Source organism: Nostoc sp. LEGE 12454 (assembly GCF_056620565.1).
Genome location: NZ_JBWQXL010000033.1, coordinates 33,240 through 45,648, shown reverse-complemented (window position 1 = coordinate 45,648; position 12,409 = coordinate 33,240). Strand labels below are relative to the sequence as shown.

Below are 12,409 nucleotides of genomic sequence, written 5' to 3'. Positions count from 1 at the left end.
TTGAGATAGGAGCGCTCGCTACATCGGTGGATACTTCACCAACTGTATTGCTAGTTGTAGCCCATACTACGGGTTTTGGCGATGAACTGACACTTATTGGAAAGGTCTGTGCATCGCCTAAACATAATAATGAGTAAAGATTATATCCTAAGGTTTATCCGAAGGAAACTTCTTTATACCCCATTTTCTATTGGCGATTGCTCTTGTCAATACTATATCCTTTGTTTCCGATTGCACCAGTCTGTTACAAAATTCTTGTCATCAAATCCTTAGCTTCTATTAATACTGAAGAGTAAGGCTGATGATTAATCGGCTAAGAGCGATCGCCAAACAAGATTGTTCCTAATCGTACCATCGTTGCGCCTGCTTGCACTGCCAGTTCGTAGTCGCCTGACATACCCATAGATAGGTGCTGCATTTTAATATGCGACCAGTTTTGCTCCTGTATTTCTTTGGCTAGCTGACGATTGCGATTAAACACACTGAGAATTTCAGAATCTTTTAATCCTGATGGCGGAATTGTCATCAAACCTTGAATTTGTAAACTTTTGTATTGATTGAGTGTGGGTAAATCAGCCAAAAGTTCTGGCACACTCCAACCAGACTTGTTGGGATCGGGGAGAATTTTCACTTGCAGGCAAACCTGGGGACTCACTCCTAGCTGTTGCGCCAATTGGTCTAAGCGCTGTGCCAGCTTCAAATTATCCACGGAGTGAATCCAAGGGAAATGCTCGATGGCTTTTTTGGCTTTATTGCTTTGCAAATGTCCAATAAAGTGCCAGATAATATCCGGTAAGTCTTGCAACTCGGCTTGTTTGCTGGCAGCTTCTTGGATACGACTTTCCCCGAAATCACGAATTCCTGCATTGTATGCAGACCGAATGGCCTGGACAGAAACTTGCTTGCTAACAGCAATCAATTTGACTGAAGTTGGCAGTGAGGAACGAATAGAAAGAATACGTTCGGAAATCGAACTGTTCATTGGAAGGTGCGCTGGAAAACACTCTGAAGCTGATCGTACTCCTGAGAATGCCCACTGCGCCGCAGAGTACGTAAGCGATTTTCCAACATCATTCTCGCCTCAGTACGTCCTAGAGACTGGAATTTAACACCTTTAACGTCATTTGCCACCAAAAAAAATAAGCGCTGGGCATAAAGTGTGGTGAACAAATCCTGGTTCTCATCAACCATACAGATTTTGTAGAGTAAACCCCAAGTTGGATGGTTTATGTAAGTTTCTGCGTTTTCTGGATTCATTTAAGAGTCAAGGTGTAGTCAAGGTGGAAGAGTATATATATCTTTTCGCAGTGAATTCCAAACATTCAGACGATAATACCAACATTCGTCAGAATATTTGATTAAAATGCGAAGCTGCGGTTACGAAGACCTCGATCTAGTTCCTAATGGGCAGATGAAGCTAGTGGTAGTGAAGCGCAATGGTACAACAGAAGCCGCGAAGCGTAGATTCAAAGAGTAGAGGCTGTTCGACAAATATCACCATCTGCTTTGGTGACTTCAATTTAGCAATCTGTAGGGACAAGGCACAAAATATTGCCGCTCCTCTGGTTGAAAGTTCGACGTGGGAAGGAAAAACACCCTTTGAAGTTCCCAACGGCAACGGCGAATTTTTCAACTTCTTTCCATACTGCCACAACTGTCGCCCAATGGCACAAAATTGGGGACTGGAAAGAAAACTATCATTTATGCCAAAAGGTCTATTGATTATCCAGTATTTTCAGTGGTGGAATTTGTGCCTGAGCGTTGTGCAGAGATTCATCAGGGTGTCGGTCAAAAATCTTGAGATTAATTTGTAGGGTTCGCGTAAGGCTGGTTAATAGCTAAAATCTACAGGAAATGGTAGGGGATCAATTTTATGGCTGGGTATCTGTTCAATTTACCCTACCATATTGTTACCTATATCTCAATACTTTTCGGTTAAGGCAAGAGACGCGATGAATCGCCGTCTCTACAATAATTAGTCTTTGGTAGAGACGGCGATTTAATTTTTTACTTCTGACTCCTGAATTCTGCTGTATTACCTCTTACCATTTTCTCAGTGCAAAATTACGCCTGAGTTCCTATAGCTAGTCGTATTCCCCAGAATAAGATTAAAGTTGCGATCGCCAGCCAGTCACGCCCTTTTAATCGTAAGTCGTGCCACTGGACTCGATGCTCATTCGGACTGGTAAAACCCCGCACCATCATGGCATTCGCCATTTGGTCGGCTCGTAAGAGCAGATTTTCTAAAAGTCTCTCTGCGACTGTCATCCAAACCTTAAATGCTCCTTTTAATCCCAGCTTTTTCCAATTAATCGCCCTTGTCATTACGGAGCGAAATAAGTTTTGCACTTCTTCTAAAACCAAGGGAATGAAGCGCAAGGACAAGGTTAAAGTTAAAGCAATTTCTGTGACAGGCAACTTGAAGCGTCGCAAGGGTTGCATTAAGCTTTCTATGCCAGATGTGATTTCTTCTGGTGCGGTTGTCAGCAGATAGAGGTTGGTACTGTAAATGACAGTAAATATAAGTGTACTTAGGCGTACAGCCAAACTCAATGAGTAACGAGTCACTTTAACCGGGCCTTTGTGAAATAGCACGTAGCTGTATGCTTTTTTCTCGGCTGGTGGCTCTTGAATATTATTAGAGAATGCTTGCTGGGTTAATATTTGTTCATTAGCTGGCAAGCGTGACTGATAATCTACACCCAGTCCATCAGGACTGATGGCTGCGATCGCTAGCACAAAAAACGATAGCATTAATAGCCAACCCATTTGCTGCTGCCATACGCGTCGAGGAATTCTGGCAATCAAGGTGGCAACGATTAATATTACCACCAGCAGCACCCGCCAATTGTTGTTGGCTAAAACATAGCTTGTTAAAAAGCTCATCAACCAGGCGAACTTGACTCGCGGATCGATTTTATGCAGCCAAGTTTGGGGTTGTTCTAAATAAAGTCCAAGTGGCAGCGATCGCAATAAATCCATTTTAGAGTTACGAGTGAGAAATGAAGAGTTAGGAGTTTTGACTTTAACTCATAACTTTTACCTTGTGCCGCTATCAAACTCAAGTAGATAGGGTTCTATAGTTAGCAATTTTGACTTTAACTCATAACTCTTGTACAGACGCGATTCATCGCGTCTTCTAACTTATTTTGACGCGAGTTGCTCTATTAACATTACCACTTTCGGCATCACGGACTTTCTTGCTCCGCCACAGCAAAATAATTGGCGTGCCTTTAAATCCTAGCTGTTGCCGGAATTGCCGTTCAATGTAGCGGCGGTAGTTGTCGTTGAAGCGTTTCGAGTCGTTGACAAATAGTGCGATCGTTGGTGGTTGGCTGCTTACTTGTGTACCATAATAAATCTTCCCTTGACGCCCACCACGGGATGCCGGTGGTGAATGCCAGCTGACGGCATCTGTTAAAACTTCGTTAATAACTGATGTGCTGACACGGCGTTTGTGTGATTCCGCCGCCGTTTTCACCAATTCTAAAATCTTTTCTACCCGTTGTCCTGACAAGGCACTTACAAAAATTGTTTCTGCCCATTCGGTAAAATGTAACCGTGATTGCAGAGTTTTTTCGTAGTCGTAGATTGTGTAAGAGTCTTTTTCGACAGCATCCCACTTATTAACGACGATGATGCAAGCTCGACCTTCTTCGATAATCCGCCCAGCTAATTTTTGGTCTTGCTCGGTGACTCCATCGACGGCATCTATTACTAATAAAACCACGTCAGCGCGACGAATCGCTTTGAAAGCCCGATTAATACTAAAGAATTCTGTGCCGTATTCGATGTGTTTCTTTTTGCGAATGCCGGCAGTATCAATCAAGCGGTAGGTTTGTCCGGCTCGTTCGATGACAGTATCAATAGCATCGCGGGTAGTGCCGGAAATGGGGCTGACAATTGCCCTTTCTTCCCCGACAAAAGAATTGAGTAAGCTCGATTTGCCGACATTCGGGCGTCCCACAATTGCTACTTTGATTTCATTCGTGTCTGGAATATCTTCAATAGCAGGGATGTGATTAACTAACTCGTCGAGTAACTCCCCTGTACCACTGCCATGAATCGCGGAGATGGGGTAAGGTTCGCCCAATCCCAATTCCCAAAACTCGGCAGCTTGCATTAAGCCCTGTTCTGGGGATTCACATTTATTTACAGCTAGTAGGACAGGTAAGGGTTGTTGGCGCATCCATTCGGCAATTTCTAAATCTGCCGAGGTGGGGCCTGTTTGACCATCGACTACAAAAATAGCGCCACAAGCTTCTGCAAGGGCTGTCATTGCCTGTTGGCGAATCAGTGGTAAAAATTCGGTATCATCATTAAAAACTAAACCACCGGTGTCTACCACTAAAAATTCACGACCATTCCAGAAAGCTGGAAGATAAGTGCGATCGCGTGTCACTCCCGGTTCATCATGGACAATCGCCGTTTGTTCCCCGGCGAGTCGATTAACCAGGGTGGATTTGCCCACATTTGGGCGTCCGATAATTGCAACAATTGGCAGTGCCATAAAACCAGGGTAAGTGAGAGGTGTAGTATATCACGTTCCTCCATTTTACTCGCTTTAAACTTGAAGTTTTAATAATTTGCCATCATTTGAGGCGATGTCTACGATGGGCTGTTTGGTAATGCCATACTTTGAAAAATAAAAAAGGTAGGAAGTCCTACCTTTTACCCAAAAAAAGCATTTTGTAACCAAATACCAAATTCAATATCACACACGCTTTTGACGTATCTATTGCAAACCTATGACGAGGATGTGACGTTTAATTTGTAGCTGATTTCGCGATTACTCCCAGTTGCAACCCAGGCGGATAGCTACCTTCTTCCTTGATGCGCTTAATTTCAGCATCGGTTATCTGCAAATTTAACTTTTGTGCCAGCGATCGCACAATATCTCCCCGGTCAATTACACCAGCTACAGCACCAGCAGGAGAAAGGACGGTAATTCTCGGTAACTGCTCATTTTCTAGCTTGTTAATTACCTCAGCGATCGCTGTTGATTCTGCAACGGTAGGTATTTCTGTCAACGGATGCACTATGCTGTGTAAGGTTTCGGTTTCCCATTCACTTCTTTGGGTTAAACGGAAATCGTCAATGGAAACTAGACCCCGGTAACGTCCATCAGAAGCGGCAAAATAAACTTGTGAGGGAGTGGTTTCTAAGAGGTATAAATCGGCAAAGGAACGTAATGTCTGGTCAGCATCAATTACGCGAAAGTCACGAGTCATCGCATCAGCCGCCACCACCTTGAGTAGGCTTTCTTGCAATGTAGTCATGTTGTCATAGGTGTTAGCGTTGCGGACAGCAAACCAACCCAACAGCGCAATCCACAAACCAACTACTAACTCTCTGGTGACGAAATCTACAACAAATCCGAGAGCGATCGCAGCATAACCCAATATTTGCCCAGCCCTTGCAGCCCAGTGTACGGCTTGAAAACGATTACCTGTAATTTGCCATAGTGCTGCTTTTAACACTTGCCCCCCATCTAGAGGTAAGCCGGGAATCAGGTTAAATAGAGCCACCACTAAGTTAATTCTCGCTAAATCTCCAACCATGACACTGAGGGGATTCGTATCAGGTATTACAATAGCTGCCAGACGGAGCAGGACAAATAGGATGATACTTACCAAAGGCCCAGCGATCGCTACTTGAAAGGCTTTGAAAGGAGTTTTAGATTCTTCTTCAATGGCAGCAATCCCGCCAAACATAAATAGGGTAATTGAATTAACTCTAATACCTTGCGATCGGGCTACCAAGCTATGACCCAACTCATGTAACAATACCGAAGCAAATAGCAGCAGTGCCATAACTATTCCAGCACTCCAAGCTATAACAGGCCCCCATTCCTGATAAGCTACCCCAAAATTCAGGGTTGCCAACCCTAAAATTACAAACCATAACGGGTCTAAAAACAGGGGAATTCCAAATAATGACCCAATTCTCCAATTTGTTTGCATTACATTGCCCTAAAACTAGATATCGTCAGTACTTTTTATACCGAATTACTACATTTATTCCTATACACATCTATGGTTGAGTATCAATTTGGTAGTAACAAATGACGAAATGCTCTTATTTCTAGAATAGACAATTAATGCCTGTCAGCAACACTCTTGAATTGGGAATTGGGCATGGGGCATAAGTTATTTCTTGCCTACTCCCCCTGCCCAAAATCGGTTTTAGAAGTTTTGCATTGATAGCGGGGTTACAAGTAACACCTCTGTCATCACAAAACTATAGACGACCGATGTTAGTCAGTCCTAAAACGATGCCAACGCCAATAATATGACCAAAAGCCATCGCAGCAACGAATGTTGGAATACTAATCGGCAGAATAGGGAACTTGGGGCCAACTAGGGGTTTTTCAATCCTAGTACTTAGTAAAACCATTACTAAGCTGCTGATGCTGATGATGATTCCTACTGTGGGATTCCACGCAGGTGTTGCGGGAACAGTTTCAGCTGCTGCTAATAAAATAGAGGAAATCAAGCTTTTGTCTCCTAAATGGAAAAGTTAATGTAGACCTACAAGATTATAAAATTACAAGGCCCAAAAATTTTTTAGATAGTTTAGACTTTTCTGATAATTAGTTTAAATTTGTTAAATATTCATGCGCGTTAAGATTTGCGGTATCACTCAACCACAGCAGTCTATAGCGATCGCCTCTCTAGGCGCAACGGCACTAGGATTTATTTGTGTGCCAAACTCACCTCGTTACGTAACTACATCCCAAATTCGGGCAGCAGTGGCAGAACTCTCGGCAAATATTGACACAATTGGGGTTTTTGCCAACGCTAGTATCGCTGAAATCAGTCAGATAGTTGCTGATTCTGGATTAACTGGTGTACAGTTACACGGAGATGAATCATCAGATTTTTGCTACCAATTGCGTCAAGCTTTACCCAATATTGAAATTATTAAAGCACTGAGAATTCGTAGTCTTGAGCATCTTGACACAGCAGATGATTACACCAAATACGTCGATACTTTGCTACTTGACGCCTACCATCCGCAACAACTGGGTGGTACAGGCAAAACTTTAGATTGGACGATGCTAGAGCAATTTAGCCCTAGTTGTCCTTGGCTTTTAGCAGGAGGATTAACAGCTGATAATATTGTGGAAGCCCTAAATCAGGTTAATCCTAGCGGCATTGATTTATCTAGTGGTGTGGAACGGACACCTGGAGATAAGGATTTAGATAAAGTAGCACTGCTATTTCACAGTCTGAAGAACATTGAGTTACTTAGAAGTTAGGAGTCATCAGTTGTAAATTAACTCCTAACTCCTAACTCAGCACGGGCTAAACGCCCCGCTACCGCTAACAGCACTCAGCACTTAAAAGAATGCTGGTTGGTGGCGAATCAAGTTAAAAAATTCTTCGCGGGTTTTGTGTTCCTCTTGGAACGCACCAATCATTGCGCTAGTGACAGTCCAAGAACCTGGTTTCTGAACGCCACGCATTACCATGCACATGTGGCTAGCTTCCATCACTACAGCAACGCCTTGAGGTTCTAGGACGGTCTGGATTGCTTCGGCAATTTGACGAGTTAGTCTCTCTTGTACTTGTAAGCGACGGGAATACATCTCAACAATGCGGGCCAGCTTACTCAATCCGACAACTTTTTGGTTGGGAATATAAGCAACGTGCGCTCTACCCATAAATGGCAGCATGTGGTGTTCGCACAGACTAAAGAAGTTAATATCTCTAACAAGTACCATCTCGCTATGCCCTTCATCAAAGATGGCATCGTTAACGAGTTCTTCAAGAGATTGGGTGTAGCCACTGGTCAGAAACCGCATTGCCTCGGCTACTCGTTTGGGTGTTTTCAGGAGTCCTTCGCGTTCGGGGTCTTCGCCAACTCCCAATATTAGTGTCCGCACGGCGTCCTTCATTTCCTCCAGATGTTCCTCTTTTGGTGGGGACACATCTGCTTGTCGCCCGTTGTGGGTGTTGCGATCGGGTCTAGGAGTTATGGCTTCTGCCAAATCGGGAATCAGAGGCGATTGAGAGCAATTGGAACCGTTGGAACTAGCAATAGTCATGATTCAGTCTTGGTTATGGTTTTAATTTAGTTATGAGTTATGAGTTATGAGTTAAAAATTCTAACTCCTAACTCCTAACTTCTAACTTCGCAATTAGAGTGCGCCAGCGCTGGGCATCAAGATTAATTCATCAATCACTGCCTGTTGTGGTAACAGAACTGTATGGAGAATTGATTGAGCCACAATTTCCGGGGTTAACATTTTAGAACGGTCTAAGTTGACATGGACTGTTTCTGTATCCCAAAGTTCGGTATTGACTGCGCCGGGACAAATAGCTGTGACACGAATGCCGTGAGTGCGTTCTTCTTGTGCCAGGGTTTGAGAGAGGGCTATCAAACCAGCTTTGCTGACGCTGTATGCTCCCCAACCAGGAAAGGGTTGCTTGGCGGAAATTGAGGCGATGTTGATAATTGTGCCTGTGCCCCGATCGCGCATTGAAGGCAAAATCCCCACAATGCACTGAAACACGCTGGTAAGATTCAAGTCAATTACCTGCTGCCAGCCTTCTAGGGGAATTTCGCTCAAAGCGCCTGTATAGGCGATGCCAGCATTGTTTACCAGAATGTTTATATCACCAAAGTCAAGGGCGATCGCTTGGATCTTGTCTTTGACTTCGGAGATCCGCGCTAAATCTACAGCGTAAGCTTTCGCTTCCACCCCAGTATGCTCTACGGCTTCTCTTACCGCCTCCAATTTATCCAAAGAACGGCTGACTAAGGCGACATCTATTCCCGCTTTCGCAAAGGCTAAAGCCGTTGCTTTCCCAATTCCACTACTTGCCCCAGTAATTAGGGCGCGTCGTTTTTGCTCAACACTCATGGTGTCTCCCAATTTTTTGGCAGTTCCCAAAACCTATTACCATCCAATTATTCACACTTCTCGGTTTGGATAGATTAAAGGAATCTAAAAATATGATGATTTTCATTAGGCAAATGCTATGATGCAGCACAACATTCCCCATATTGTGGGTTTTAGCAGTGAAGACAACAAGTTGTTGCCTGGAAAACCACGCCGTACATTTAAATTAGATTATTTACATAAGACAAAACCCACTCAATCAAATTGAGTAGATTTGCCAAACATGCAAATGCCTATGGCTAGATTGTTAAAAATCTTTAAGCACATAGGCAATTATAGCATTGCTGCTTTACTAATCAATCATTATGCAGTGCCGTTAGTGGGCAACTTCTGTAAAAACACCAATTTTGCGGAATTTTTCATAGCGCAGTTGGCGGCGTTCTGGAGCGGTTAAACGATTGAGTTCGTCTAAATTTTCCATCAGCACTTGCTTGAGAGTGGTAGCGGCTTTTAAGGGGTCGGAATGAGCGCCACCAGTGGGTTCAGGCAGTATTTGATCGATAATTCCCAACTTTTTCAGGTCATGGGAAATAATTTTTAGCGCCACAGCGGCTTGGGGAGCTTTACCAGCATCTTTCCACAAAATTGCAGCGCAGGCTTCGGGAGTGGCGACGGTATAAACGGAGTGTTCAAACATGAGTAGGCGATCGCCTACACCAATGCCGAGTGCGCCACCGGAACCACCTTCACCGATAACTGTGCAGATAATTGGCACATCTAAGCAAAACATTTCCCGTAAGTTGTAAGCGATCGCTTCTCCTTGACCTTGGTGTTCTGCTTCTACCCCAGACCAAGCTCCCGGTGTGTCAATAAAGGTTAGTATCGGCATACTAAACTTGTTGGCGTGTTCCATTAACCGCATAGCTTTGCGATAGCCACCAGGGTAAGGCATTCCAAAGTTACGGGCAATATTGTCTTTAGTATCGCGCCCTTTTTGATGACCCAACATCACCACAGGTTGCCCACTCAGACGACCAACACCACCAACTAAAGCCGGATCGTCACCACCACAGCGATCGCCATGCAATTCCATCCATTCATCACTAATTGCCTGAATGTAATCGAGAGTACTAGGGCGACGCGGATGACGAGCGACTTGCAATCGCTGGGACGGGGATAGACTAGTGAAAATTTCCTCACGTAGTTGCATGGCGCGTGCTTCTAGTTGACGAATTTGACCAGAAACATCAACGCCATTTTCTTCTGCAAGTTGCCGAATTTGATCGATTCGGGTTGCGAGTTCTGCTAGGGGCTTTTCAAAATCTAACAGTAGCGGTTTACGCTCGGTAGTTGCCATCGTAGGGGTTATAAGTACGAGTTATAAGTTATCTATCCTTTGTCCTTTGTCTTTTGTCTTTTGTCAGTTGTCCTTTGTCCTTTGTCCTTTGTCCTTTGTCAGTTGTCCTTTGTCCTTTGCAAATAACAAATGACTAATAACTAATGACTAATGACAAATGACTAATGACAAATGACCAATGACCAATGACTAAACCAGCAGCGGTCTAAATCCATGTTTCACTGATACCTTACCAATCTGCTCCATTTTGTCTACGGTAATCTGATTCCGTCCCCACGAAAAGTTCGTGTATAACTTCTCAAATTCCAACAGCATTGATTCGGCAAAACAAGCAAACAGCTGGCGGGCTGGCACGTCCATATTGACGATTTTCATAATTTTCCAGTCAATATCCAGGGAATGCTCGACAATCCCACCATTTAACACAAATACACCAGGATGCTGAACTTTTGTTGCTAAGTTTTTAGGATAGCCGCCATCAATCAATAAACAGGGTTGTTTCAAAGTGGTCGGGTCAATTTCTACGCCTCTGGGCATACTAGCAACCCAAACTACAACGTCAGCTTCAGGCAGTGCTTCTGTCAAACCCATGATTTTTCCTCGCCCCAGTTCGCCTTGCAGTTCTTTGAGGCGTTCTTGGTCGCGGGCGATCAACAAAAGTTCTTTGACATCTGTTTTCGCATCTAGCCAACGGGTGACTGCACTACCAATATCCCCAGTTGCCCCACATATAGCAACAGTGGCTTTTGACAGATCGATTCCCAATTGTTTTGAGGCTTCTTCCACCTGCTTACAAATAATGTAGGCAGTATGTGTGTTTCCTGTGGTGAAGCGTTCAAACTCTAGTTTAATGTTGCGGACTTGGCTAAACTGGTCTAACTTAAAGTTTTCAAAAATAATCGAGGAAAATCCGCCTAAAGCTGTAATGTTAATACCATGCTTTTGTGCGTGAGCCATCGCGTTGAGGATTTTGCGCGTCGCGGCTTTGATGCGCCTACTGGCCAGCATCTCTGGCAAAAAGCAAGATTCTACATACCGTCCTTCAATTTTTTGCCCAGTTACACTGGTGACAATAATGGTATCGACAATTTGCGGTGGGGCGCTACACCAAAAGTCTAGCCCTTGATCGGCATATTCTGGATATCCCAATTCTTTAGCTACCGATTGAGCGTGTTCTAAACTAGTCAGATGTCCAATTAGACCAAACATGTAGTGATTATTAGGCTTGTGCTGTCTTGAGGCGTGGAATATGTTAAATGGTTCAGCAGTCCTGAGTCCTAAGTCCTGAGCTTTGAAGTTCTGATAAATTTGAACTACTCAGCACTCTTGTACAGACGCGATTAATCGCGTCTGTACTCAGCACTCTATTTAAGCGGCTATGAGTCCGTAGGCTGACAAGCGCATGATATCGCGAGTCGTGAAGCCTATGTTACTTAATGCTTCACCGTATTGAATCATAAAGTCTTCTACTAAAGCATCTTTCTCCATTGCCATTGTGTGGGCATCACCCTCTACTTGGTTAAGCATTCTCCAGACTATAGGTAAGTTCTGGCGATTTGCAAGTTCAAGTTCAGCTTTGGATTCTGTAAAATTTTCTTTCAACCAAACTTCTCCAAAGTTGAGGTGGCTATACTCATCTTTTACTACTCCCTCCGTGATTTTGCGGGCAAAAGCGTCGGCAACGGGGATGTAAATGTTATATGCTGCGATCGCAAAACATTCGATAATCAAAGACTGAATCAACAGACAAGTGACGACCTTACCTTCCGCTGCTGCTGTTTGGAAATTCTGGTGTAGTCCCGAGAAAAATTCTTTGGCAAATTGCAAATCTGGGGTGACTTCCAAATTGCGCCCACAAGCTTCAAATCCTTTCTTGTGGCGGCTTTCCATCTTGGAGAGGCGAATCAATTCATCATGAGATTCTGGCAGCAGTTCGGCTAATGTGATGTAATTTTCATGGGCTTCTTGTTCCCCTTCAATCACGATCGCATTAATCCGGCTATAAGCATCTTTGTATGTTTCGCTCTTGAAATCTAATTCTTTAAATTGGTCTGCAAGCTGCTGCATGGTTATGTTTACTCCTGTAAACTTGAATTATTTGACACCAAGATTGATTTTCCCTATGAACTGAGGGTAACAATTACTGTGGTTTAATTTAACTTAACAAATAGACTATGTTTATAGATTAATTGTTGCTGGGGGCA

Annotated in this window: 13 protein-coding genes; 2 read left to right on the top strand and 11 right to left on the bottom strand. The window is 43.7% G+C overall.

Annotation, left to right across the window (positions count from 1 at the left end; genetic code table 11):
- Positions 1 to 313: 313 nt before the first annotated feature.
- Together AC1F2U_RS25580 and pipX are read right to left on the bottom strand one after the other, a co-directional pair.
- Entirely contained in the window at positions 314 to 982 is a 669-nt protein-coding gene (locus AC1F2U_RS25580; RefSeq protein WP_480263635.1) for a YggS family pyridoxal phosphate-dependent enzyme, read from the bottom strand.
- Positions 979 to 1,257: a transcriptional coactivator PipX gene (pipX, locus tag AC1F2U_RS25575; RefSeq protein ID WP_069068710.1), complete on the bottom strand. Its 279-nt coding sequence runs from the start codon at positions 1,255 to 1,257 to the stop codon at positions 979 to 981. Before pipX ends, AC1F2U_RS25580 begins: the two co-directional genes overlap by 4 nt.
- A 179-nt stretch (positions 1,258 to 1,436) precedes the next feature.
- Here pipX and AC1F2U_RS25570 point away from each other — a divergent pair, with 179 nt between their 5' ends.
- Complete coding sequence (locus AC1F2U_RS25570) at positions 1,437 to 1,814, top strand: hypothetical protein (protein WP_480263634.1); 378 nt, start codon at positions 1,437 to 1,439, stop codon at positions 1,812 to 1,814.
- Between the two features lie 250 nt (positions 1,815 to 2,064).
- On the opposite strand, the gene AC1F2U_RS25565 is transcribed toward AC1F2U_RS25570, so the two are convergent.
- The 4 genes from AC1F2U_RS25565 to psaK all read right to left on the bottom strand — a co-directional run bounded on the left by AC1F2U_RS25565 (position 2,065) and on the right by psaK (position 6,495).
- A complete protein-coding gene (locus AC1F2U_RS25565) occupies positions 2,065 to 2,982 on the bottom strand; it encodes an energy-coupling factor transporter transmembrane component T family protein (RefSeq protein WP_480263632.1) in 918 nt (305 codons plus the stop codon).
- Positions 2,983 to 3,139: 157 nt separating this feature from the next.
- Positions 3,140 to 4,510 (bottom strand): ribosome biogenesis GTPase Der, encoded by a 1,371-nt coding sequence (der, locus tag AC1F2U_RS25560; RefSeq protein WP_480263631.1) that lies wholly within the window; start codon positions 4,508 to 4,510, stop codon positions 3,140 to 3,142.
- Positions 4,511 to 4,766: 256 nt separating this feature from the next.
- Positions 4,767 to 5,963, bottom strand: a complete 1,197-nt coding sequence (locus AC1F2U_RS25555) for a site-2 protease family protein (RefSeq protein ID WP_480263629.1) — start codon at positions 5,961 to 5,963, stop codon at positions 4,767 to 4,769.
- Positions 5,964 to 6,240: 277 nt separating this feature from the next.
- Positions 6,241 to 6,495 carry a photosystem I reaction center subunit PsaK gene (gene psaK, locus AC1F2U_RS25550; RefSeq protein WP_094349748.1) on the bottom strand — a complete coding sequence of 85 codons (255 nt, stop codon included), beginning with the start codon at positions 6,493 to 6,495 and terminating at the stop codon, positions 6,241 to 6,243.
- A gap of 121 nt (positions 6,496 to 6,616) precedes the next feature.
- Here psaK and AC1F2U_RS25545 point away from each other — a divergent pair, with 121 nt between their 5' ends.
- The gene (locus AC1F2U_RS25545; protein WP_480263627.1) at positions 6,617 to 7,261 is read left to right on the top strand and encodes a phosphoribosylanthranilate isomerase; all 645 of its coding nucleotides are present in this window, start codon (positions 6,617 to 6,619) and stop codon (positions 7,259 to 7,261) included.
- Between the two features lie 81 nt (positions 7,262 to 7,342).
- On the opposite strand, the gene folE is transcribed toward AC1F2U_RS25545, so the two are convergent.
- The 5 genes from folE to AC1F2U_RS25520 form a co-directional block, all read right to left on the bottom strand.
- Complete coding sequence (gene folE, locus AC1F2U_RS25540; protein WP_480263626.1) at positions 7,343 to 8,050, bottom strand: GTP cyclohydrolase I FolE; 708 nt, start codon at positions 8,048 to 8,050, stop codon at positions 7,343 to 7,345.
- A 93-nt stretch (positions 8,051 to 8,143) separates the two neighbouring features.
- Complete coding sequence (locus AC1F2U_RS25535; protein WP_480263625.1) at positions 8,144 to 8,869, bottom strand: SDR family oxidoreductase; 726 nt, start codon at positions 8,867 to 8,869, stop codon at positions 8,144 to 8,146.
- 355 nt (positions 8,870 to 9,224) lie between these two features.
- Positions 9,225 to 10,205 (bottom strand): acetyl-CoA carboxylase carboxyltransferase subunit alpha, encoded by a 981-nt coding sequence (locus AC1F2U_RS25530; RefSeq protein WP_094349744.1) that lies wholly within the window; start codon positions 10,203 to 10,205, stop codon positions 9,225 to 9,227.
- Positions 10,206 to 10,394: 189 nt separating this feature from the next.
- Entirely contained in the window at positions 10,395 to 11,414 is a 1,020-nt protein-coding gene (locus tag AC1F2U_RS25525; RefSeq protein WP_094349743.1) for a long-chain acyl-[acyl-carrier-protein] reductase, read from the bottom strand.
- A 159-nt stretch (positions 11,415 to 11,573) separates the two neighbouring features.
- Positions 11,574 to 12,272 (bottom strand): aldehyde oxygenase (deformylating), encoded by a 699-nt coding sequence (locus AC1F2U_RS25520; protein WP_480263624.1) that lies wholly within the window; start codon positions 12,270 to 12,272, stop codon positions 11,574 to 11,576.
- Between the last annotated feature and the right edge of the window lie 137 nt (positions 12,273 to 12,409).